This window comes from Bradyrhizobium sp. LB8.2 (assembly GCF_040548035.1).
Taxonomy (GTDB): Bacteria; Pseudomonadota; Alphaproteobacteria; order Rhizobiales; family Xanthobacteraceae; genus Bradyrhizobium.
Window position 1 is genome coordinate 61,872 of record NZ_JBEPQV010000028.1, and the last position, 22,252, is coordinate 84,123.

A 22,252-nucleotide genomic window follows, 5' to 3' on the forward strand; every position below is an offset into this window, starting at 1 on the left:
CGGCGGCGCGAATGGCCAGATTGCGCGTGTTCCCCCGTCAAATCCGGTGTACTGAGTTCCCTCAAGCCATCCTTTCAGCCTTTGCTCCGTACCCATGCCACTTTTCAACCAGTCGATCCGGCGCAAGATCGTCGGCATCGCCCTCGGATTGATCGTCCTGATGCTGGTCACCTCGATCCTGTCGATGGTGATGTCGGGCCAGGTCGGTGTCCTGCTCAACGAGCTGACCGATCGCTACATCCCGGCCTATGGCCATCTGGCACGCGCCAACATCCGCTCGCTGGAACGGGCACTGGCATTGCGGCGCATGGTCATGACCAAGATGCAGTCGCCGTCGGACGAAGAGGCCTATGCGGCGCGCCTTCGCGAGTTCGAGGAAACCGACCGTAGGATCGAGGAGGAGGCCGAAAGCGCGCGCAAGCTCATCAACGCGATTATCGACGATCCCAGAACGGCCTCCGACAATGCCGCGCTGGCGCGGATCGAGACCCGCATCGAGACCGCCGTCGCCGAGCTGCGCCGTGACCTGAACGAGGACCACGCAAAACTCCTTAAGCAGGTCGATGGCAAACAGATGACGGAAGCGCGCGGCACGCTGGAACATCTCGATCTGTTGCGCGATCAGTTCAATCAGCAGATCGATGCGATCCGCGCCGACATGCTGAAGCAGGTATTTGCCAGCACATCGCAGGTGATCGGTCGTCAGCGTCAGGCGATGATCATTTCGGGCATCGTGACCTTGCTCGCGGCGATCGTCGGATTCGCTTTTGCGCTGCTGGTCAGTAGCGGCATCACGCGTCCGGTGCGGCTGTTGCTGGCTGGCACCCGCGAGGTCGAGGCGGGCCGGTTCGACAAGACCATCACTGTCTCGACCCAGGACGAGATCGGCGAGCTCGCCGCCGCCTTCAACCGCATGATCGAGCAGTTGCGGCACAACGAGCGCATTCGCGAGACCTTTGGCCGCTACATCGATCCCAAGGTGGTGCAGGGCCTGATCGACCGGCCGGAAGTCGCCATCGACGGCCAGCGCCGGGTCATGACCATCATGTTCTGCGACATGAGCGGCTTCACCTCGATGAGCGAGGGCATGACCCCGCGCGGCCTGGTCAAGGTGATGAACCACTATTTCACGCTGATGTCCGGCCCGATCAGGAGCAACCGCGGCATCATCGACAAATATATCGGCGACGCCATCATGGCCTATTGGGGCCCGCCCTTCATCGAGGAGGACGAGCCGGCGCTGCTCGCCGGCCTTGCCGCCATCGACATGGCCGACCAGGTGCCCGCGCTGCAGAAGCAATTGCCGGATCTGCTGGGTATCCGCGCCATGCCGGCGCTGTGCGATTTGCGGATCGGCATCGCCACCGGCGAAGTCCTGACCGGCAGCATCGGCTCCGAGCTGATGATGAGCTTCACCGTGATGGGCGATGCCGTGAACCTCGCCTCGCGCCTGGAGGCCGTCAACAAGACCTATGGCACCCGCATCCTGATCTCGCAGGCGACGGCGGATGCGATCGGCTCGCATCTCGAGCTGCGCGAGGTCGATCGTCTTGCAGTCGCCGGCCAGAGCGCGCCGCAATCGGTCTTCGAGGTGATGGGCCGCGCAGGCGCGCTCACTGCCGCGCATGAGAGCCTGCGTTCGCACTACGCCGAAGGCCTCGCCGCCTATCGCGCCCGGCGCTTCGACGAGGCGCGTGCCGCCTTCAACGCGGCGCTCGAAGCCGTCCCCGGCGATGGCCCCGCGCGCGCACTGCTCGCCCGCCTGGCGCAGTTCGAGGTTAATCCGCCGGACGAAGGCTGGAACGGCGCCTGGCGGCTGCAGCAGAAATAGCCGGCCGCGGGAAAAATTGTTTCTACTCGATAACGATGTTCGCCGTGACCTATTTCCCGGGCCTAGGTTTGATGTCCTTGAGGCGTTTGATGGGGATACGCCGATGACAGAACTTGAGGACAGGCTGGAGCGGTTCGAGACGCTCACCGCGGAATGCGAGTTGATCGCCAAGCTCGCCACGGACCGCACCAAGCGGGAATTTTATCTGAAGCTTTCGGAGCAGTATCGCCAGCTGGCGTTGGATATGCGTCAGGCGATCGCGACCAAGGCTGCGGCCTGACGCCGGCTGCAATCCGTTCTTAACACTTGGCGCGCATCCTACATGTCGATGCGGGGACGCTTGCTGTGCTTCTCCGCTGTGGGAATGCCGGGGCACGCTGCGATGCAGCGCGCCTTGTAAACATTGTTTTGTCGTGTCTCACAGGGCGATCCCATGCGGCTCCTTGCGGTGATGATCCTTGCGCTCATGACGGCTGCCTGCAATCAGGAGCAGGACATCACCGGCTCGACCCCGGTCTGCGCGATGCGGAACTACACCTCCTACAATTCCCGCGACATGAACCAGTGCGTTGCCGCCTGCAAGGCGTGCGACCACGGCAACACGGTCACTTGCAGCACCTCTTGCACCCTCAAGGGTGCGCGCTGAGCTGCTCGGCTTCCTGGATTTAAGAGGCCGCCGTGGCCTTGAAGGTGTTTTGGCACCGGAACGATTCACTTGGCTCCCGCGACGTCACCGCGGCCTGGGCTCAGGCCCAGCGCCCAAGAGGGCGTAGCCCGCCCGTTTAGGGACAAGAGGCGAGGACAAGAGGGCGAGCGTAGGCGCCGTTCGGCCTTCCTCATCAGGAAGTTGGGAATTGCCGCGGGAGGAGGATCCAACCAGTGCAAATGTGCTAGGATCGCCGCCAGGAGTTCATTCATGGCCCATCAGTTCCTGCCGCCCCACGCAGACCGTTTCCGCCTTCACCCGGTCGCGCCGCGACTTGCGCCGATGTTCGGCTTCGCGCTGCTGACCATGTCATGCGCGCTTGCTAGCTTTGCGTTCGCCTGCGCCACGCCGTTTGCGGCTTTTGCGGTTGTCGCCGCCGCGATGCTGCCGCTGGGTCCGGCGCTGCTCGTCGTTACCGGCGCGTGGCTGGTGAACCAGACCATCGGTTTCGGCGTGCTGCACTACCCCCTTGACGCCAGCACCATCGCCTGGGGCTTTGTCATCGGCGCGGCCGCGCTTCTATCGACCACCGGGGCGTCGGCCGTGCTTCGCATGCTGCCGCAAGGCCGCACGCCGCTGATGCTGGCGATCGCGCTCGTGGTCGCCTACGTGGCCTACGAGTTCACGCTGCTTGCCGCGACGCCGTTCCTCGGCGGAGAGAGCGCTTTCACCTCTGTCATCGTCACGCGCATTGGGTTGACCAGCGCCGTCTGGCTCGCCGGCCTCGTTGCCGCCTGTGAGATCCTCCGCCTGGTCGATCCGTTCAGCCGTGCGACGCGGAACGCCTAAGCGCCGCGTCCTCGCCAAAGCCGCCGGCATTTCCGTCCCTGCGATCCGCTACTACGAGAGCATCGGTCTTCTGACGGCGCCGGCGCGGCAAGGAGGCCAGCGCATCTACGGCAGCGACGACCTCAGGGCGCTCAGTCTCGTCAGGCATTGCCGCGAGCTCGACTTCTCGATCGACGAGACGCGCGACATCCTCGCATCGGTTCAGCGGCGGCTGCCCTGTAGCGACACCAAGACTTTTGCGGAGAAGCACCTCGCGTCGATCAGGAAGAGAATTGCGGAGCTGCGCGCGCTGGAGATGACGTTAGCTGCGCTGGTCAGCGGCCGCGAGGCGACGTGCTGCGGGAGTGCCGCGCCGGATTGCGTGATCCTGCAGCCGGGATGCGGGGTCTCGTAGCCCGATGGAGCGAAAGCGCAATCCGGGGCCCCTCGCCCGTCATCGGGCACTTGCCGGATCACGCTTGCGCTCCATCGGACCTTGCTGTTTCGCCCCCTCTGTCAAGCCGGCGCATCTAAAATATTCCACTTTACCGAAATTCGGTTTTGACGTATGTGTCGCCCATCCCGGCTCACCCTTGAGGGGCGGCCATGTGTCGTGATGGTCGTAGAGCCGGGCGTGCGGTGGACGCGACAGCGTCGGGTGCGAGAGGCGTGGGCAGGGCGGATTGCTCTCCGTGAGCCCGAGGCTTCGTGCCGACGAGCGGCGCTGTCAGGTTCGTCTCGTCATCAGGTCGGCGGCAACGTGCACAACGTCGTCGAAACCGGTGGCGACAAGCGAGCCGTGCGTACGGCAAAACCGTGTGGTCCTGGCCGTCGTTGCTACGGTCAAGCCTTGGCGGAGGCGGCATTCGCGTCAACCGGCGCGGTGTCCGCGACTTTCGTGAAGGCGAGGGAGGCCAACAGGAACTCGGCTCCCGGGAGAGCACGGCATACGCCGTAAAGCCACTGCGCAGGGAAGGCCGAGTGATTTGGCTACACCTGTATGCTGCTGTGCGGTTTCCTTGCGCTACATCTTCGCGCAGCGGACCGTGGGTGCCAGCCGGCACCCGGCCTTCCCTGCGCCCTCCTGGACAAGAGGGTGAAGCGATGAAGCAAAGCTCGGGCGAATCCGTCGCGAGGATGCGAAGGCGTGTCTGCAATTGAAGTGGACGCGACGTTGAATTCCGCTCTCGTGCCCCGGACGCCGCGCAGCGCCTTGCGGCGCGCTGCAGAGCCGGGGCCCATGCTGCAGAGAATTCGCGGCTTCTGGGTCCCGGCTCCGCGCCGCAACGCTAAGAGGCGTTGCAGCTTGTCCGGGACACGAGAGTGAGCACCGACGATGCCCCTTGCTCCGTCATCGCGAGCGCAGCGACTTGTCCGCCGAAGCTTTAGCGAAGGCGGAAGCAATCCAGAATCCCTCCGCGGAAAGATTCTGATCTCCTACCCAGGATGCGGCGCAGCGCTTCCGGGACACGTGAGTGGTGATGAAGGCGCCGACTCAGCCGAACTGCGCGCCGTCATCTGCCGAGGTGAGCCGCGCGCGTCACCCGCCGCAAAATCTGAGGTTGTGGACCGCCTTTCCAGCGAGGGTATCACTGTAGGCTTTTCCGTGTCCTTCGGGCCACGATTGTGCCGTCCATGCAACACTCCTACCGGATCTAACCCCTCATCTCTGTCCGTTCGCATCAACGCCGCTTTTTGGCCACACCTGAACTTGAATAAAATCACTCTAATGTTTTAGCGGCAGCGGTGGTCCTGAAAGGCGACGGGAAATCCCAAGGTCGATTCAAATCTTGGCTCTGATTTTTCGGGTCTGAAAGGGTTGGCCGGGGAAACTGGTTTGCGATGGACGCAAAGACCGACATCAAGCAGAGGCTGCCGAGCCGTCACGTGACGGAAGGCCCTGCGCGCGCGCCCCATCGCTCCTACCTCTACGCCATGGGTCTCACCACCGAGCAGATCCACCAGCCGTTCGTCGGCGTCGCCTCGTGCTGGAACGAGGCCGCGCCCTGCAACATCTCCCTGATGCGCCAGGCGCAGGCGGTGAAGAAGGGCGTCGTATCCGCCGGCGGCACGCCGCGCGAGTTCTGCACCATTACCGTGACCGACGGCATCGCCATGGGCCATGACGGCATGCGCTCCTCGCTGCCGTCCCGCGAATGCATCGCCGATTCCGTCGAGCTGACGATCCGCGGCCACGCCTATGACGCTCTCGTTGGCCTCGCCGGGTGCGACAAGTCGTTGCCGGGCATGATGATGGCGATGGTCCGCCTCAACGTGCCCTCGATCTTCATCTACGGCGGCTCGATCCTGCCCGGCAATTTCCGGGGCCAGCAGGTCACCGTGCAGGACATGTTCGAAGCCGTCGGCAAGCACTCGGTCGGAGCGATGTCGGACGAGGATCTCGACGAGATCGAGCGCGTGGCGTGCCCCTCGGCGGGTGCCTGCGGCGCGCAGTTCACCGCCAACACGATGGCGACCGTCTCCGAGGCGATCGGCCTGGCGCTGCCGTACTCGGCTGGTGCTCCGGCACCGTATGAAATTCGCGACGCCTTCTGCATGACCGCGGGCGAGCAGATCATGGCCTTGATCGCTCAAAACATCCGGCCGCGCGATATCGTCACCCGCAAGGCGCTGGAGAATGCGGCCGCCGTGGTCGCCGCGTCCGGTGGCTCGACCAATGCTGCATTGCACCTGCCGGCGATCGCGCACGAGTGCGGCATCAAGTTTGACCTGTTCGACGTCGCTGAAATCTTCAAAAAGACACCATATGTCGCTGATTTGAAGCCGGGCGGCCGTTATGTCGCCAAAGACATGTTTGAAGTAGGTGGCATACCGCTTCTGATGAAGACGCTGCTCGACAACGGATTTCTCCACGGTGACTGCATTACGGTTACCGGTCGAACGATCGCCGAAAATCTCAAAAGCGTTAAATGGAATCCGCACCAGGACGTGGTGCACCCGGCAGACAAGCCCATCACCGTCACCGGCGGTGTGGTCGGTCTGAAGGGCAATTTGGCGCCAGAAGGTGCGATCGTGAAAGTCGCGGGAATGTCCAACCTCAGGTTTACCGGTCCGGCCAGGTGCTTCGACCGTGAGGAGGATGCTTTCGAGGCCGTCCAGAAGCGTACCTACCGCGAAGGCGAAGTCATCGTGATCCGCTACGAGGGGCCGAAGGGCGGTCCCGGCATGCGGGAAATGCTCCAGACCACCGCGGCGCTGACCGGCCAGGGCATGGGCGGCAAGATCGCGCTCATCACCGACGGCCGCTTTTCCGGCGCCACCCGCGGCTTCTGCATCGGCCATGTCGGGCCTGAAGCCGCCATCGGCGGCCCGATCGGGCTGCTCGAGGACGGCGACATCATCGAGATCGATGCGGTCGCCGGGACACTTGACGTAAAATTGAGCGACCAGGAGCTTGCCCAGCGCAAGACCAAATGGAGCGCTCGCGCGACTAACCACACGACGGGCGCGCTCTGGAAATATGCTCAGCAGGTTGGACCGGCGGTCGGGGGGGCAGTGACCCATCCGGGCGGCGCGCACGAGAAACAGTGCTATGCGGACATCTAGGCGTATCATAGTTGCGTTTGTGTTTGGGGCTACCGCGCTAGGCGCGCCGGCGCTCGCCTTCGACGGCGCGCCCGTCAGCCCGAAGGATGCGACCATCCCGGTGGTGACGACCTTGCCGGGCGCAGCGGGCAAGGTGCGCAATGTGCCGCCGGCGGTCGCGACTCAGGAAAGCTCGCTCAGCGCCCTGCAATATGCCGCCGAGGGTGGCCACCCCATCGCGCAGTGGAGGCTCGGCCGCATGTACGCCAATGGCGACGGCGTTGCTCAGGACGATGTGCGCGCGTTCGAGTATTTCAGCCGCATCGCCAACGCACATGCCGAGGACAGCCCCTCGGCGCCGCAGGCGCAGATCGTCGCCAACGCCTTTGTCGCGCTCGGTCGCTATTATCTGAGCGGCATCCCGAATTCGAAGGTCAAGCCGGACCAGGAGCGCGCGCGGGAGATGTTCTCCTATGCCGCGTCCTATTTCGGCAACGCGGATGCGCAATACGACCTCGCCCGCCTGTACCTGAAGACACCGGACGCCTCGCGCGAGGATTTCCGCTACGGCGCGCGCTGGCTTGGGCTCGCCGCGCAGAAGGGCCAGCACGAGGCCCAGGCGCTGCTCGGTCAGATGCTGTTCAACGGCGACCGCCTGCCGCGGCAGGCCGCGCGGGGCCTGATGTGGCTGACGCTGGCGCGTGACAGCGCAGGTAGCGACGAGACCTGGATCAAGGAAAACTACAACCGCGCCTTCGCAAAATCGTCCGACGACGACCGCGCCATGTGCCTGCAAATGCTGGAGCAGTGGGTGCAGGGCCGCCGGGAGTGATTGGTTGAGGCGGCCTCACGCCGCCTCGAGGTCCAGATCCGCCCACACCGGCACGTGGTCCGACGGCTTCTCCCAGCTGCGCACATAGCTGTCGATGCCGACATTGGCGAGCCGGTCGCTGGCCTGTGGCGACAGCAGCAGATGGTCGATCCGCAGGCCGTGATTCTTCTGCCAGGCGCCGGCCTGGTAGTCCCAGAAAGTGTAGAGCCCGGGCTCGTCAGTAACCGCCCGCAGCGCATCGGTCAGGCCGAGGCCGAGCAGGGACTGAAAACTCTCCCGCGTCTCAGGCTTGAACAGGGCGTCCTCGGTCCAGGCGGCGGGGTTATGGACGTCGCGGGCATGCGGGATGACGTTGAAGTCGCCTGCGAGGACCAGTGGCTCCTCGGACTTGAGGCGCTCCTTCGAATACTCAAGAAGCCGCGACATCCATTTGAGCTTGTAGGGATATTTCTCGGTCCCGACCGGATTGCCATTGGGCAGATAGAGGCAGGCGACGCGCAGCACCCCACGCTTCAAAGTGACCACGCCTTCGAGGAAGCGAGCGTGCGCATCCTCGTCGTCGCCGGTCAGCCCCGACTTGGTCTCGTCGAACCGGAGCTTCGAGAGCAGGGCGACACCGTTGAACGTCTTCTGCCCATGGGTGACCACGTTGTAGCCGAGCGCCTCGATCTCCAGCCGCGGAAAGGCCTCGTCGACGCATTTGATCTCCTGGAGGCAGACGATGTCCGGCTGGCACTCCTTCAGCCAGGTCAGCAGCAGATCAATCCGCTGCCGGACCGAGTTCACGTTCCAGGTGGCTATTCTGATGGGCATGTCGACGGGCTCCGGGCAGGGGCCATGGTTAGAACAAACTGCAAACGCGCCCGTCAAGGCGTCCGCAAAATCTCCCACAAAATTAACCCGGCTTAAGCCGGCCCTGGGCCATTGATACTGAAAAGGTTTTTCGAATGGGATGGCCGGACAAATCCATGAAGCGAACCGAGCCGCGCGACGGCCTGATCGGCGCGTTCCTGTACTGGCTCGGCGGCTTCGAGATCGAGGACGGCCTGACCGCCGATCTCAGCGAGCGCGAGCTGCGCCGCATCCGCGCCAAGCAGATCGACGCGATGACGCGGCTGATCCCGATGACGATGGCCGTCACCATGCTCAATGTCGCGGTCGTGCTGGTCCTGTTCTGGGGCCGGGGCTGGAACGATTTCCTCGCAATCTGGGGCATGACCCTCGCCGCCACCGCCTCGCTCGCGGTGCGCGCGTGGCGGCGTTCGCATCGGAACCCGCCGCAAGAGGCTACCGCGCGCGCCGCGCGGCAGATGCTGCGGCAGGCATTTTTCCTGGCCGCGATCTGGGGCACGCTGCCGCTCGCCCTGTTCAGCCGCATCGAGCCGACCAGCCAGCTCGTCCTGGCCTGCCTGATGGTCGGCATGATGTCTGGCGGCGCCTTCACGCTCTCGACCTTCCCGCGCGCCGGCCTCGTCTATCTCGCGACGACAACGATCGCCTGCGCCGGCGCACTGCTGTTGTGCGGCACCGGGCCTTACCTCGTGACTGCGGTGTTCCTGCTGCTATTCGCGTTCTTCATGGCGCGCAACATCGTCTCGCAAGGCAATCTGTTCCTCGGCAATCTCAAGGCCCAACTCGAGCTCGAGCGCCAGACCGAGATCATTTCGCTGCTGCTGAAGGATTTTCAGGAGAACGCCAGCGACTGGCTGTGGCAGACCGATGCCGAAGGGCATCTGGTCGACGTGCCCGAGCGCTTCGCCGCCGTCGCGCAGCTGCCGCTGCAGCTGCTGAAGGGCTCGCATTTCGCCGACGTGCTCGACATGCTGTGCCCCGAGGACAAAAGCGCGGCCTACAACGTCGTCGGGCTGATGGAGCACGCCGAACCGCTGCACGAGATGAACCTCAAGGTCGTTGCCGGCGGCGAGGCGCGGCTGTGGTCGCTCACTGCGAATCCAGCCTACGACCGCGACGGCCAATTCCTCGGCTATCGCGGCTTCGGCCGCGACGTGACCGAGCGCTGGCGCGCGGAAAAGGCCGAGGCCGAGAGCCGCGCCAAATCGGATTTCCTGGCGGTGATGAGCCACGAGATCCGCACGCCCATGAACGGCGTGCTCGGGCTCGCCAGCATGTTGCTGGAGACGAAGCTCGATCCGGAGCAGCACGAGGCCGTCACGTCGATCCGCGAATCCGGCGATAATCTCCAGCGCATCCTCAACGACATCCTCGATCTCTCCAAGCTCGAGGCCGGACGCTTCGCGTTCGAGGCGATCGACTTCGCGCCGCAGGCGCTGGTCGAGACAGTCGCGACCGTCGTGCGCGCGAGCGCCAAGAGCAAGGGGCTCACGGTCAAGGTCGAGCTTGATCCGAACCTGCCGCCGACGTTGCGCGGCGACGTCGCACGCATCAGGCAGGTGCTGCTCAACCTCGCTTCCAACGCGGTGAAATTCACCGACCAAGGCGAAGTCACGATCGCAGCAGTCTGTCAGGCGCGCCGCGATCTGCTCGCCACTGTCGAATGGAGCGTGACCGACAGCGGCATCGGCATCGCCCCCGAAAAGCTCGGCCAGCTCTTCTCTGACTTTGCGCAGGCCGATGCCTCGATCAGCCGCCGCTTCGGCGGCACCGGGCTGGGCCTGGCGATCTCCCGGCGCATCATCGAGCAGATGGGCGGCACCATCGGCGTCACCTCGACGCCGGGTGAGGGCTCGACCTTCCGCTTCACGCTGGTGCTGCCCTGGAGCCAGGCGCAGGCATCCGACCACAATTCAGACCGCGACGAAGCCGACGATCTGAAGGCGCGTATCGCCGAACTCGACCGGCCGTTGAAGGTGCTGGTCGCGGAGGACGATGCCGTCAACCGTATGGTCGTCAGCAAGATGCTCGGCGCCTTCGACGTCGAGCTGCGCGTCGTGGCCGACGGCGTCGAGGCCGTCGAGACGGTTGCCGAGAGCAACTATGATGTCGTGCTGATGGACGTGCGCATGCCCGAGATGGACGGCCTTGCTGCGACGCGTGCGATCCGCGCACAGGGCGGGCGCTTCGAAGCCCTGCCGATCGTCGCGCTGACCGCCAACGCCTTCGCCGAAGACGTCAAGATCTGCCGCGAGGCGGGCATGTCCGACTTCCTGGCAAAACCGTTGCGCAAGCCCGCGCTGGTCGCGGCACTGCTGCGCGCGCTGGACGGCCAATTGGTGTCGGAGGATGCACCGCTTCAGCCGCAGCAGATGCCGGTCGAGGCGGACTGGACGGACGAGGAAAGGCAGATCACCGGCGCATAACCGGCGACGTCAGATCGAGAAGCTGGTCCCGCAGCCGCAGGACGCGGTGGCGTTCGGATTGTTGACGCGGAACGAGGCGCCGATCAGATCGTCGACGAAATCGACCTGCGAGCCCGCCAGGAACGGCTGCGAGGCGGAATCGACCAGCACCACCGCATTGTCCTGCTCGATCACGAGATCGTCGTCGGTGCGGGCACGGTCAATGTCGAACTTGTACTGGAAGCCGGAGCAGCCGCCGCCCTCGACCGAGATCCGCAGCATCGCGCCAGACCCTTCGCCCTTGAGGATCTCCCCAATCCGGCGTGCGGCCTTGTCACTGATGGTCACGTCAGTCGTCATCGTTCGTCTCCGATAGTCCCGCGGTCACACCAAGGGCACCTGAAGGAAGGGGCACTTGAAGGTTACTTGCCCAATTCATTTGGTATCCCGGGTGCGGCATAGTTAAGTACCACCATACGCAGAATCAAATGGATAGAGACTAAATTCGCCGTGTCCGTCGGAATGGCTGCCCCCCACGCGCCCTATGCCTGCGATCCCGAGCGCAGCCGCGGCCGGTTGGTTGCGGAACCGCCGAGCCAGACCCGCAGCCCGTTCCGGCGGGATTGCGACCGGGTGATCCATTCCACCGCGTTCCGTCGGCTGAAGTACAAGACCCAGGTGTTCGTGTTCCACGAGGGCGACCACTACCGCACCCGGCTGACCCATTCGCTGGAGGTGGCGCAGATCGCCCGCGCGCTGGCCCGGCAGCTCGGACTGGACGAGGATCTCACGGAAACCCTCGCGCTCGCCCACGACCTCGGCCATCCGCCCTTCGGGCATGCGGGCGAGCGGGCACTGGACGCCTGCCTGAAGGAGTTTGGCGGCTTCGACCACAACGCCCAGACCTTGCGCGTCGTTGCGGCGCTGGAGCACCGCTATCCTGATTTCGACGGGCTCAACCTGACCTGGGAGGCGCTGGAGGGCATCGTCAAGCACAACGGTCCGCTGACCGATCGCAGCGGCGCGCCGGTCGGGCATTATCGCGAGCACGGCATTCCCGTCGGCATCGCCGACTACATCAAGATCTACGATCTCGAATTGTGGAGCTTCGCCTCGCTCGAAGCACAGGTCGCCGCGATTGCCGACGACATCGCCTATGATGCCCACGACATCGACGACGGCCTGCGCGCCGGCCTGTTTCACCTCGACGACCTCAAGGTGATGCCGTTGACCGCGGAGATCATCGGCGAGACCTCCGCGCATTACCCCGACCTCGAAGACGTCAGGCGCGGCGCCGAACTGGTGCGCGAGCTGATCTCGCATCTGATCGGCGCGGTATTCGCCGAGGCGCAGAAGAACCTTGCCGCCGTCAAACCGCAATCCGCCCAGGACGTGCGCCGGCAGAGCCGGGCGCTGATCGCGTTCCCCGCCGCGGTCGCCGAGGAGGAGGCCGCCATCAAGCGCTTTCTCTATCAGCACATGTACCGCCACAAGCGGGTCATGCGGGTGATGGGCGAGGCGGAACAGATCCTGTTCGACCTGTTCGCCAAATACCTCAAATCGCCCGGCGAGCTGCCGCCGGAATGGCTGGTCGGGGCGGAGGCGGACAATGAAGGCGACCGGGCCCGGCGGATCGGCAATTTCATTGCTGGAATGACCGACCGTTTCGCTCTGACCGAGCACCAGCGGCTCTTTGACTCGACCCCGGATTTGCGTTAGGCGGCGCCCATGCCCGACACATCCTCAGCACTGCACCTGTTCGCCGACGTGCTCGCACGCGTGCACGCGGTCTGCCGCGCGCTCGCGACGGAAGCCAACTGGCCCGAGGGTATCGATTTCTCGCGCGTGGTTGTCGAGCCGCCGCGCGACGCCACCCATGGCGACATGGCGACCAACGCCGCCATGGTGCTTGCGAAAGAGGCAAAGGCAAAGCCGCGCGATTTCGCCGAGCAGATCGCCGAGCGCCTGCGCGCGGATACCCTGATCGCCAAGGTGGACGTCGCCGGCCCAGGCTTCATCAACTTGACGCTGAAGCCGGCTGCCTGGGCGGAAGCGCTGCGTACGGTGCTGCGCGAGGGCGCCGATTACGGCCGCGCCCGCGGCGGCTCAAAGGTCAACGTCGAATACGTCTCGGCCAACCCGACCGGGCCGATGCATGTCGGCCATTGCCGCGGCGCCGTGTTCGGCGACGCGCTGGCGAGCCTGCTCGAGTTCGCAGGCCGTGACGTCACGCGCGAATATTACATCAACGACGCCGGCGCGCAGGTCGACGTGCTCGCCCGCTCGGCGTTCCTCCGGTATCGCGAAGCGCTCGACGAGGACATCGGCGCGATACCGGAAGGCCTTTATCCCGGCGACTATCTGAAGCCCGTCGGGCAAGCGCTGGTGAAGGAGCATGGCGACAAGCTCCTCGCAATGAGCGAGGCCGCATGGCTGCCGACGGTGCGCGCCAAGGCGATCGCAATGATGATGGACGAGATCAAGGGCGATCTCGGCGCGCTGAACATCCGCCACGACGTGTTCTTTTCGGAGCGCTCGCTGCTGGACCCCGGCAACAACAAGGTCGCCGAGACGATCGATTTCCTGCGCGCCAAGGGCGACATCTATCAGGGCCGCCTGCCGCGGCCTAAGGGCGCTCCGGCCGAGGATTGGGAAGATCGCGAGCAGCTGCTGTTCAAGGCGACGGCCTATGGCGACGACGTCGATCGTCCGCTGATCAAGTCAGACAATTCTTACACCTACTTCGCCTCCGACATCGCCTACCACAAGAACAAGTTCGACCGCGGCTTTGCCGAGATGATCGACGTCTGGGGCGCCGACCACGGCGGCTACATCAAGCGCATGCAGGCGGCGGTGAAGGCGACGACCTCCGGCAAGGGGGCGCTCGACGTCAAGATCGTCCAGCTCGTGAAATTGCTGCGCAACGGCGAGCCGGTGAAAATGTCGAAGCGGAGCGGGGACTTCGTCACCTTGCGTGAGGTGGTGGATGAGGTCGGCCAGGACGCCGTCCGCTTCATGATGCTCTATCGCAAGAACGATGCGGTGCTCGACTTCGACCTCGCCAAGGTCATGGAACAGTCGCGCGACAACCCGGTGTTCTACGTGCAGTACGGTCACGCCCGTGGCCACTCGATCTTCCGCAACGCACGCGCGGAGGTGTTCCCGGAACTCCCCGAGGATACGGAAAAGCGCATCGCATGGCTCGCCGAGTCGGCGGTAGAGCGGCTGTCGGACCCGGCTGAGCTCGACCTTCTCAAGCGGCTCGCAATTTTTCCGCGCATGCTGGAAGCGGCCGCAAGCGCCCACGAGCCGCACCGAATTGCCTTCTATCTCTATGATTTAGCCAGCGAATTTCATGCACTTTGGACGAAGGGGCGCGATTTGCCCTATTTACGCTTCATTATCAATAATGATGCACTTCTAACGAAGGCGCGGCTGGCCATGGTCCAGGGCGTCGTCTCTGTCCTGGCATCGGGCCTCGCCATCCTCGGCGTCCATGCTCCGGACGAGATGCGGTAGTTTGGGGCGAACTACTTAAGGGGATTGTTGGGGGTAACCGGCAGAAGCCGGATCGCTTAGACTTGGTTGAAAGCCTTGTGGGTCGAAAGCCGTGCCTTGGTCGAGGGGGCGTGCGGCTTTCCCGAAGGGACGCATCATCACGATGGCCGAACGATATCAGGACAGACCGTTTCCTTCCGATGACTATGGTCGCGGTGGTGATCAGCATGGGAGGGCCGAGAGCGGCGATCCCTTGGCCGAGCTCGCTCGCCTGATCGGGCAGACCGATCCGTTCGCAGCGCAGGGGCGGCCCGGCGCGCACCCGCCAGCGGCGCCTGCGCCTGCCCAAAGGTATCAGGACGACGACTACCGGCAGGACGATTACCAGCAGGACCATGCCGAGCAGGCCTCGCCGCCGCCCGGACCACCCTCATGGATGCGGCGCGCCAATGTGCAGCCCGCGCCAGCCCCTGAGCCTGCGTATCCCGTTTCCGGAAGCCCGGTTCATCCGTTGCATCGCTATTCAGCCCAGCCGACCGCGCCGGAGCCTGATTTTCATCAGCCGCAGGCCCATCAGGATCCCGCTCACCAGGATCAGGCTTATCAAGCTCAGGCCTACCAGGATCAGGCCTACCAGCAGCCCGATCAGGCTTACCAGGAGCAAGCCTATCAGCAGCCCGATCCGGCGCGCTACGACGATGCGCTCTACGGACGGCTGGAGGCGGGCGAGCAGGACTACCAGCGCGACCCCGCCTATCCCGACGATCCTTACGCGTTCCAGAGCGACTATCCCGAGGCCGATCTCGACGAGCCGAAAAAGCAGCGCGGCGGCATGATGACGGTCGCGGCGATCCTGACGCTTGCCGTGGTCGGGACCGGCGCTGCTTTCGCCTACAAGACCTATGTGGGCTCGCCCCGCAGCGGCGAGCCGCCGATCATCAGGGCCGACAACACGCCGACCAAGGTCGTGCCGGCGCCGTCGGATTCTTCGGCGAAAGTGCCGGACCGCATGGTCACCGGCGATGGCACCGAGAAGATCGTGCCGCGCGAGGAAGCGCCTGTTGACGTCAACGCCAAGGCGGGAGGTCCCCGTGTGGTGTTCCCGCCGCTGAACCAGAACGCGAACCCGCCTCCGGTCGCGAGCGTGTCGCCGTCCAGTATTCCGCCGTCGGGTGCGGGTCCGAACCCGAGCAACGGGACGCTGCCGAACAATTCGCCGCGCCCGATCAGGACTGTGGCCGTGAAGGGCGATCAGAACGATAGCGCGGCGCCGCAATCGGCTGCGGCCAGGACGGCAACTGCGCCGAAGACGCTCACGGCACCAGCTGCGCCGATCGCCCCGCATACGCCCCCGACCTCGGCCAATGCCAGTGCCAACCAGCCGATGTCGCTGGCGCCGCAGGCGCCGCCAGCCGAACCGCCGCAGCGGATGGCTGCGAGCAACCCGACGCAACTCGCGCCCGCCAGCAGTGGCGGCTATATCGTACAGGTCTCGTCGCAGCAGAACGAGGACAGCGCCGCCGCATCTTACCGGGTGCTTCAGGGCAAGTATGGTAGCATCCTTGGATCGCGCTCGGCGGTGATCAAGCGGACCGATCTGACTGACAAGGGCAAGGGTATCGTCTACCGCGCCTTCGCCGGGCCCTATGGTTCGGCCGCGGAAGCGACGCAGGTCTGCAACAGCCTGAAGGCTGCCGGTGGACCACAGTGTCTCATCCAGAGGAATTAACGGCCGTTTCCTTGACCCCCTCGCGGGTCAGGGTTAATCGGCCGTTATGAGCACGCGGGCCTTCATTACGGGCGTATCCGGAACGGAACTGACCGCCGTAGAGCGGGAGTTTATCCGCAGCGAACGCCCATGGGGCTTCATCCTCTTCAAGCGCAATATTGAGACGCCGGCTCAAGTTGCTGCACTCGTTGCGGAATTGCGAGCGGCTGCGGGTTCTGCTGATGCCCCTGTCCTGATCGACCAGGAGGGCGGACGGGTGCAACGGCTGGGACCGCCGCATTGGCCGGTCTATCCGCCGGGCGCCATTTTCGCAGGCCTCTACGACATTGATTCGGCGTTCGGGCTGACCGCGGCGCGCCTCAGCGCCCGGCTGATCGCGGCCGATCTCGCCGATCTCGGCATCACCGTGGATTGTTTGCCCCTGGCCGACGTTCCCGTGGCCGGCGCCGATGCAGTCATCGGAAATCGAGCCTATGGCACTGAGCCGGGCAAGGTCGCGGCGATTGCCCGGGCCGTCACCGAGGGCCTGGAACAGGGAGGCGTGCTGCCGGTCCTCAAGCACATTCCCGGCCATGGGCGAGCCACCGCCGATACTCATTTCAAGCTGCCGACGGTCGATACATCCAGGGACGAACTGGAACGGACCGACTTCGCGGCATTCAAGCCGCTGGCGGATTTGCCGATGGCCATGACTGCACATGTTGTGTTTAGCGCGGTCGACCCCGCCCATCCGGCGACGACATCTGCGACAATGATCGCTGAAGTGATTCGCGGCGTGATCGGGTTCCAGGGTTTGTTAATGAGTGATGACGTGTCGATGAACGCGCTGTCGGGGAATATCGCCGAACGGACCCGCGCCATCTTCGCGGCCGGCTGCGACGTGGCCCTGCATTGCAACGGCAACATCGAGGAGATGCGCGAGGTCGCCGGCCAGACACCTGAATTGGCGGGCAGGGCGCTGGAGCGGGCAAACGCCGCGCTCGCGGCGCGTAAAGCACCGCAGCCGCTCGACCGCGCGGCCGCACGCGCCGAACTGGACGCATTGATCGCACGGGCAAACACGGCATCGGCATGACCGCAGAAATCCTATCGTTTGAAACCGGGCGGCCCGCAGAACTCGCCGAGGGTGAGCCGGCGTTGGTGGTGGACGTCGAGGGCTATGAGGGGCCGCTCGACCTGCTGCTCGCACTGGCGCGGCAGCAGAAGGTCGATCTCGCCAAGATCTCGATCCTGGCGCTCGCCGACCAGTATCTCCACTTCATCGAAGCCGCGCGAAAGATCCGGCTCGAGCTTGCCGCCGATTATCTCGTGATGGCGGCCTGGCTCGCCTTCCTGAAATCGCGCCTGCTGCTGCCGGAGCCGCCGAGTGCGGACGGCCCGAGCGCGGAGCAGATGGCGACGGCGCTCGCCAACCGCCTGCGCCGGCTGGAAGCCATTCGCGAAGCCGCCAACCGGCTGATGAATAGGCAACAATTGCTGCGCGACATCTTCCCGCGCGGTGAGCCCGAGCAGATCGCCGAGATCAAGCATCCGAAATACACCGCGACGCTCTATGACCTGCTCACCGCCTATGCCTCGCAGCGCCAGTCGCGCGTGCTGGCGAGCGTGCATCTGGCCAAGCGCACGGTGTGGTCGCTCGCCGAGGCGCGCGCCACGCTGGAGCGGCTGGTCGGCAGCATCAGCGAACAGGACGACTGGGGCGTTCTCGACGACTATTTGCTCCGGCACGTTGCCGATCCGACGCAGCGCGCGACGGTGCTGGCTTCGAGTTTTGCGGCTGCGCTCGAACTGGTGCGTGAAGGTCAGCTCGAGCTGAACCAGAAAGAGGCGTTTTCGCCCATCTATTTCCGGAAGGGGCGCCCTCAGCCGATCGTGGACGCAGCTCCTGCGCCCGATGCGCCGGTCGCTTAAGTGCAACAAGGAGAATCTGCCATGGCAAGCCTGGCTGAAATGCGGGTAGATGAGGCCGAGCCGATGGAGAACGAGTCCCAGGCACGTCCCGAAGAATTGCGGCTGCTGGAAGCGCTGCTGTTTGCTTCGAATGAACCGTTGGACACTGCGACGCTGGCCAAGCGCATGCCCGAGGGCGTGGACGTGAAGGCCGCGCTCGAGCAGTTGCAGGCCGACTATTCCTTGCGCGGCGTGAACCTCGTGCGGGTCGCCAACAAATGGACCTTCCGCACCGCGGGCGATCTCGCCTGGCTGATGACCCGTGAGAGCACCGAGACCCGCCGCCTGTCGCGCGCCGCGATCGAGGTGCTCGCGATCATCGCCTATCACCAGCCCGTGACGCGCGCCGAGATCGAGGAGATCCGCGGCGTCGTCACCTCGAAGGGCACACTGGACGTGCTGCTGGAAACCGGCTGGATCAAGCCGCGCGGCCGTCGCAAGACACCGGGGCGTCCCTTGACCTTCGGAACCACCGAGGACTTCCTGTCGCAGTTCACTCTGGAACAGCTCGGCGATCTGCCGGGCTTGGAGGAGTTGAAGGGCACGGGCCTGCTGGATTCGCGTCTGCCGACCGGATTCAGCGTGCCGACGCCGTCGGACGACCCGCAACTGCGTGAGGACGAGGATCCGCTGGAACCGGGCGAGGACCTCGATCTGGCGCTGGCGCCTGCGGTCGAGCCCGAAACGCCGCCGGAAGAGGGTGGTGAGGGCGGCAGCGCGGACTGACGTCCCAGCTCTTTTACCGGCCTCCTGCGACCAGTTAACACTAGCAAGATTACGTAGCGCCAACAGCGAATTGGCGCTGCCTTGGTCCTTGTTTTTGACACCTGCCAAGCCTAGGTTTCTGTGAAGATCGGCCGGTCCCCGGCCATACGCGTTTGGAGGATTGCAGGATGGGTTCACTTAGCATTTGGCACTGGATCCTGGTGATCGCAGTGGTCCTGCTTCTGTTCGGCCGCGGCAAGATTTCGGATCTGATGGGCGACGTGGCGCAGGGCATCAAGGCGTTCAAGAAGGGCATGCAGGACGACGACAAGGTCGCCGACAAGCCCGAGCCGGCCAAGTCCCTCGAGCACACTGCCGCGCCGACCGCGGCACGGTCCGACGTCGGCAGCAAGGCCGTCTGAGCCAGAGAGCACGCGAGACGCAGGTAGCGCCCGATCCTGCGCGCAAGGGATTGGCCGGTCGCGGCTGGCGTGAACGGAAGACCTCATGTTCGACATCGGGTGGAGTGAACTGGTCCTGATCGGGGTCGTGGCCCTGGTGGCCATCGGCCCGAAAGAGCTGCCGGGCGTGCTGCGCATGGTCGGGCAGTGGATGGGCAAGGCCCGCAAGATGGCCGCCGAATTCCAGGGCCAATTCCAGGAAGCGATGCGCGAGGCCGAAATGGCCGACCTCAAGAAGAGCTTCGATGAGGTCAAGGAAGCGGCTTCCGGTTTTGCCGGCAACAATCTGATGACCTCGCTGCAGAAGGACGTCAGCGACGCACTCCGCGTCGATGCCCTGGACAAGCCGGCCGAGACGACCACCACGGCGGTCGAACCGCCGGCGACTTCGATTGAAGCGCCGACGACGTCAAGTGACGCGTCGACGACGTCAAGTGACGCGTCGCTCACCCCGACCACTCCGGAAGCGCCGAGGCCGGAGACCTTCGTGGAGGCCGAAGCGCATGCGGCCGTGAACGAGCCGCTCGCCATCACCCGTGAGGTTGAGCAGGCGCAGGTCGCACAGGACACCGCACCATCCGAAGCGATCAAGGACGCCAAAGCGTCATGAGCGACGCCGATATCGAGGCCAGCAAAGCCCCATTGATGGACCATCTGATCGAGCTGCGGTCGCGGCTGATCAAGGCGCTGCTCGGCTTCGGCGTGGCCTTCATCTTGTGCTTCTTCTTCGCCAAGCAGATCTACAACGTGCTGGTCTGGCCGTTCGTGTGGGTCGCGGGTCCCGAGAACTCCAAATTCATCTACACGGCGCTGCTGGAATATTTCATCACCCAGCTCAAGCTTGCACTGTTCGGCGCCGGCTTCATCTCGTTCCCGATCGTCGCGACCCAGATCTACAAATTCGTCGCGCCTGGCCTGTACAAGCACGAGAAGAATGCCTTCCTGCCGTATCTGGTCGCGACCCCGTTCTTCTTCGTGCTGGGCGCGGCCCTGGTCTATTTCGTCGTGCTGCCGATGCTGGTCCGCTTCTCGCTCGGCATGCAGCAGGCCGGCAGCGACGAGACCGCGCAGATCCAGCTGCTGCCCAAGGTCGGCGAATATCTGTCGCTGATGATGTCGCTGATCTTTGCCTTCGGCATCGCTTTCCAGCTCCCGGTGATCCTGACGCTCTTGGGCCGGATCGGCATCGTCTCGGCAAAAATGCTGCGCGAGAAGCGCCGCTATTTCATCGTCATCGCCTTCGTCATCGCGGCCGTGCTGACGCCCCCCGACGTGCTCAGCCAGTGCTCGCTCGCGATCCCCTTGCTCGCGCTCTACGAGGGCTCGATCATCGCGGTGAGCATTGTGGAGAAGAAGGCGGCAGCTTCAAAGGCGGCCACCGGCACTGACGTATCGACCCCGGCTAATCCGGCGGAGTAGGGACGAGGTGTCATTCCCCGCGAAGGCGGGGAATCCAGTACGCCGCGGCCTCTCGGATAATCATTGACCTCTCTGGAATACTGGATCATCCGCCTTCGCGGATGATGATAGCCATGCTAGGAGACGCGCACATGTAAATCGTCAACATTCACGTTGACTGTTTACGCGCGGCCCCAGGACCACAGCCATGCACGACATCAAATCGATCCGCGACAATCCGCAAGCCTTCGACGCCGGCCTCGCCCGGCGTGGCCTGAAGCCGTTGTCGGCGTCGCTGCTCGCGATCGACGAGAAGCGGCGGGCGGCGATCCTGGCCTCGGAGCAGGCGCAGGCGCGGCGCAATGCGGCCTCCAAGGAGATCGGCGATGCCAAGAAGGCCAAGAACGAGACGCGCGCGGCCAGGCTGATGGCGGAGGTCGCCGAGCTGAAGACAACGATGCCGGAGCTCGAGGCGGCCGCGAAGGCTGCCGACGAGTTGCTGACAATGGAGCTGTCCGCGATCCCGAACATTCCATTCGATGAAGTGCCCGATGGTGTCGACGAGCACGGCAACGTTCAGCGCCATGTGTTCGGCAACAAGCGCAACTACGGCTTCGCGCCGCAGCTGCATGACGATCTCGGCACCGCGCTCGGCTACATGGATTTCGAGGCGGCGGCAAAACTTTCCGGCGCGCGCTTCGTCGTGCTGAAAAAGGGGTTGGCGAGGCTGGAGCGCGCGCTCGGCCAGTTCATGCTCGACCTGCATACCAACGAGCACGGCTACACCGAGATCAACCCGCCGCTGCTGGTGCGCAACGAGGTGATGTTCGGCACCGGGCAATTGCCGAAATTCGAGGACGATCAGTTCTGGGCGATCAAGGGCGAGCTCCTGGCCGCGCCGGACTCTGAGCGGCTGATGACCGAGCGCCTCGGCCTCATCCCGACCGCCGAGGTTGCCCTCACCAATCTCGTTCGCGAATCCATTCTCGACGAGAAGCAGCTGCCGATGCGGCTCACCGCGTTGACGCCGTGTTTCCGCGCCGAGGCGGGCGCGGCCGGGCGCGACACCCGCGGCATGATACGCCAACACCAGTTCACCAAGGTCGAGCTGGTCTCGATCACGACGCCGGAGGTGAGCAAGGACGAGCTGGAGCGGATGCTGTCCTGCGCCGAACAGGTATTGCAGAAGCTCGACCTGCACTACCGTGTGATGACGCTCTGCGCAGGAGATATGGGTTTTTCGTCGCAAAAAACCTATGACATCGAGGTCTGGATGCCGGGCCAAGGTGAGGGCGGCGCATTTCGCGAGATATCGAGTTGCTCGGTGTGCGGCGATTTCCAGGCCCGCCGCATGGATGCGCGCTCGCGTGGGCCGGACGGGAAGCCCCGCTTTGTGCACACGCTGAACGGCTCCGGGACCGCAGTCGGCCGCGCGCTGATCGCCGTGATGGAGACCTATCAGCAGGAGGACGGCTCGATCGCGGTCCCCAGCGTGCTCCAGCCCTATATGGGCGGGATCAAGGTGGTCGCGCGCGAGTAGGCGTGTTGCCAATCTGAAACTCAGAAACGTT

20 protein-coding genes are annotated in these 22,252 nt (G+C 64.5%); 18 read left to right on the forward strand and 2 right to left on the reverse strand.

Annotated features, from left to right (window positions below; all coding sequences use genetic code 11):
• Positions 1–94: 94 nt before the first annotated feature.
• From ABIB06_RS28410 to ABIB06_RS28440, 7 genes are all read left to right on the forward strand, one after another.
• Positions 95–1,831 (forward strand): adenylate/guanylate cyclase domain-containing protein, encoded by a 1,737-nt coding sequence (locus ABIB06_RS28410; protein WP_354047957.1) that lies wholly within the window; start codon positions 95–97, stop codon positions 1,829–1,831.
• A gap of 103 nt (positions 1,832–1,934) precedes the next feature.
• Positions 1,935–2,111 (forward strand): hypothetical protein, encoded by a 177-nt coding sequence (locus ABIB06_RS28415; RefSeq protein ID WP_247349180.1) that lies wholly within the window; start codon positions 1,935–1,937, stop codon positions 2,109–2,111.
• 153 nt (positions 2,112–2,264) lie between these two features.
• Positions 2,265–2,477: a hypothetical protein gene (locus ABIB06_RS28420; protein WP_247349178.1), complete on the forward strand. Its 213-nt coding sequence runs from the start codon at positions 2,265–2,267 to the stop codon at positions 2,475–2,477.
• Positions 2,478–2,747: 270 nt separating this feature from the next.
• Positions 2,748–3,326: a hypothetical protein gene (locus ABIB06_RS28425; protein WP_354047954.1), complete on the forward strand. Its 579-nt coding sequence runs from the start codon at positions 2,748–2,750 to the stop codon at positions 3,324–3,326.
• On the forward strand, positions 3,307–3,720 hold the full coding sequence (locus tag ABIB06_RS28430) for a MerR family DNA-binding protein (protein WP_354069508.1): 414 nt from the start codon (positions 3,307–3,309) through the stop codon (positions 3,718–3,720). The genes ABIB06_RS28425 and ABIB06_RS28430 overlap by 20 nt, the downstream gene beginning before the upstream one ends.
• A gap of 1,427 nt (positions 3,721–5,147) precedes the next feature.
• A complete protein-coding gene (ilvD, locus tag ABIB06_RS28435) occupies positions 5,148–6,872 on the forward strand; it encodes a dihydroxy-acid dehydratase (RefSeq protein WP_354047951.1) in 1,725 nt (574 codons plus the stop codon).
• Positions 6,859–7,683: a tetratricopeptide repeat protein gene (locus ABIB06_RS28440; RefSeq protein WP_247349174.1), complete on the forward strand. Its 825-nt coding sequence runs from the start codon at positions 6,859–6,861 to the stop codon at positions 7,681–7,683. The genes ilvD and ABIB06_RS28440 overlap by 14 nt, the downstream gene beginning before the upstream one ends.
• A gap of 15 nt (positions 7,684–7,698) precedes the next feature.
• On the opposite strand, the gene xth is transcribed toward ABIB06_RS28440, so the two are convergent.
• Positions 7,699–8,496, reverse strand: a complete 798-nt coding sequence (gene xth, locus ABIB06_RS28445) for an exodeoxyribonuclease III (protein ID WP_354047949.1) — start codon at positions 8,494–8,496, stop codon at positions 7,699–7,701.
• Between the two features lie 134 nt (positions 8,497–8,630).
• Between xth and ABIB06_RS28450 the strand changes: the two genes are divergently transcribed.
• Entirely contained in the window at positions 8,631–10,961 is a 2,331-nt protein-coding gene (locus ABIB06_RS28450) for a hybrid sensor histidine kinase/response regulator (protein WP_354047947.1), read from the forward strand.
• 9 nt (positions 10,962–10,970) lie between these two features.
• Here ABIB06_RS28450 and erpA read toward each other — a convergent pair whose 3' ends face one another.
• Positions 10,971–11,300, reverse strand: a complete 330-nt coding sequence (gene erpA, locus ABIB06_RS28455) for an iron-sulfur cluster insertion protein ErpA (protein ID WP_007610737.1) — start codon at positions 11,298–11,300, stop codon at positions 10,971–10,973.
• 150 nt (positions 11,301–11,450) lie between these two features.
• Between erpA and ABIB06_RS28460 the strand changes: the two genes are divergently transcribed.
• From ABIB06_RS28460 to serS, 10 genes are all read left to right on the forward strand, one after another.
• Positions 11,451–12,659 carry a deoxyguanosinetriphosphate triphosphohydrolase gene (locus tag ABIB06_RS28460; RefSeq protein WP_247349171.1) on the forward strand — a complete coding sequence of 403 codons (1,209 nt, stop codon included), beginning with the start codon at positions 11,451–11,453 and terminating at the stop codon, positions 12,657–12,659.
• A gap of 9 nt (positions 12,660–12,668) precedes the next feature.
• Positions 12,669–14,459: an arginine--tRNA ligase gene (gene argS, locus ABIB06_RS28465; protein ID WP_247349170.1), complete on the forward strand. Its 1,791-nt coding sequence runs from the start codon at positions 12,669–12,671 to the stop codon at positions 14,457–14,459.
• Positions 14,460–14,601: 142 nt separating this feature from the next.
• Complete coding sequence (locus ABIB06_RS28470) at positions 14,602–16,167, forward strand: SPOR domain-containing protein (protein WP_354069504.1); 1,566 nt, start codon at positions 14,602–14,604, stop codon at positions 16,165–16,167.
• 46 nt (positions 16,168–16,213) lie between these two features.
• A complete protein-coding gene (nagZ, locus tag ABIB06_RS28475; RefSeq protein ID WP_247349168.1) occupies positions 16,214–17,242 on the forward strand; it encodes a beta-N-acetylhexosaminidase in 1,029 nt (342 codons plus the stop codon).
• On the forward strand, positions 17,239–18,078 hold the full coding sequence (locus tag ABIB06_RS28480) for a segregation and condensation protein A (protein WP_247349167.1): 840 nt from the start codon (positions 17,239–17,241) through the stop codon (positions 18,076–18,078). Before nagZ ends, ABIB06_RS28480 begins: the two co-directional genes overlap by 4 nt.
• Positions 18,079–18,099: 21 nt before the next feature.
• Positions 18,100–18,843, forward strand: a complete 744-nt coding sequence (gene scpB, locus ABIB06_RS28485; RefSeq protein WP_247349166.1) for an SMC-Scp complex subunit ScpB — start codon at positions 18,100–18,102, stop codon at positions 18,841–18,843.
• A 167-nt stretch (positions 18,844–19,010) separates the two neighbouring features.
• Entirely contained in the window at positions 19,011–19,244 is a 234-nt protein-coding gene (locus ABIB06_RS28490; RefSeq protein WP_247349164.1) for a twin-arginine translocase TatA/TatE family subunit, read from the forward strand.
• An 85-nt stretch (positions 19,245–19,329) separates the two neighbouring features.
• Positions 19,330–19,893, forward strand: a complete 564-nt coding sequence (tatB, locus tag ABIB06_RS28495) for a Sec-independent protein translocase protein TatB (RefSeq protein ID WP_354047943.1) — start codon at positions 19,330–19,332, stop codon at positions 19,891–19,893.
• Positions 19,890–20,702 (forward strand): twin-arginine translocase subunit TatC, encoded by an 813-nt coding sequence (tatC, locus tag ABIB06_RS28500; protein ID WP_247349162.1) that lies wholly within the window; start codon positions 19,890–19,892, stop codon positions 20,700–20,702. The genes tatB and tatC overlap by 4 nt, the downstream gene beginning before the upstream one ends.
• A 187-nt stretch (positions 20,703–20,889) precedes the next feature.
• Complete coding sequence (gene serS, locus ABIB06_RS28505; protein ID WP_354047940.1) at positions 20,890–22,221, forward strand: serine--tRNA ligase; 1,332 nt, start codon at positions 20,890–20,892, stop codon at positions 22,219–22,221.
• The last annotated feature ends 31 nt before the right edge of the window (positions 22,222–22,252 follow it).

Bases quoted from the DNA above. Each gene is read 5' to 3' on its own strand.
- ABIB06_RS28410 (WP_354047957.1), top strand. From the start codon at position 95: ATGCCACTTTTCAACCAGTCGATCCGGCGCAAGATCGTCGGCATCGCC.
- ABIB06_RS28415 (WP_247349180.1), top strand. From the start codon at position 1,935: ATGACAGAACTTGAGGACAGGCTGGAGCGGTTCGAGACGCTCACCGCG.
- ABIB06_RS28420 (WP_247349178.1), top strand. From the start codon at position 2,265: ATGCGGCTCCTTGCGGTGATGATCCTTGCGCTCATGACGGCTGCCTGC.
- ABIB06_RS28425 (WP_354047954.1), top strand. From the start codon at position 2,748: ATGGCCCATCAGTTCCTGCCGCCCCACGCAGACCGTTTCCGCCTTCAC.
- ilvD (WP_354047951.1), top strand. From the start codon at position 5,148: ATGGACGCAAAGACCGACATCAAGCAGAGGCTGCCGAGCCGTCACGTG.
- ABIB06_RS28440 (WP_247349174.1), top strand. From the start codon at position 6,859: ATGCGGACATCTAGGCGTATCATAGTTGCGTTTGTGTTTGGGGCTACC.
- xth (WP_354047949.1), bottom strand. From the start codon at position 8,496: ATGCCCATCAGAATAGCCACCTGGAACGTGAACTCGGTCCGGCAGCGG.
- ABIB06_RS28450 (WP_354047947.1), top strand. From the start codon at position 8,631: ATGGGATGGCCGGACAAATCCATGAAGCGAACCGAGCCGCGCGACGGC.
- erpA (WP_007610737.1), bottom strand. From the start codon at position 11,300: ATGACGACTGACGTGACCATCAGTGACAAGGCCGCACGCCGGATTGGG.
- argS (WP_247349170.1), top strand. From the start codon at position 12,669: ATGCCCGACACATCCTCAGCACTGCACCTGTTCGCCGACGTGCTCGCA.
- ABIB06_RS28470 (WP_354069504.1), top strand. From the start codon at position 14,602: ATGGCCGAACGATATCAGGACAGACCGTTTCCTTCCGATGACTATGGT.
- nagZ (WP_247349168.1), top strand. From the start codon at position 16,214: ATGAGCACGCGGGCCTTCATTACGGGCGTATCCGGAACGGAACTGACC.
- ABIB06_RS28480 (WP_247349167.1), top strand. From the start codon at position 17,239: ATGACCGCAGAAATCCTATCGTTTGAAACCGGGCGGCCCGCAGAACTC.
- scpB (WP_247349166.1), top strand. From the start codon at position 18,100: ATGGCAAGCCTGGCTGAAATGCGGGTAGATGAGGCCGAGCCGATGGAG.
- ABIB06_RS28490 (WP_247349164.1), top strand. From the start codon at position 19,011: ATGGGTTCACTTAGCATTTGGCACTGGATCCTGGTGATCGCAGTGGTC.
- tatB (WP_354047943.1), top strand. From the start codon at position 19,330: ATGTTCGACATCGGGTGGAGTGAACTGGTCCTGATCGGGGTCGTGGCC.
- tatC (WP_247349162.1), top strand. From the start codon at position 19,890: ATGAGCGACGCCGATATCGAGGCCAGCAAAGCCCCATTGATGGACCAT.
- serS (WP_354047940.1), top strand. From the start codon at position 20,890: ATGCACGACATCAAATCGATCCGCGACAATCCGCAAGCCTTCGACGCC.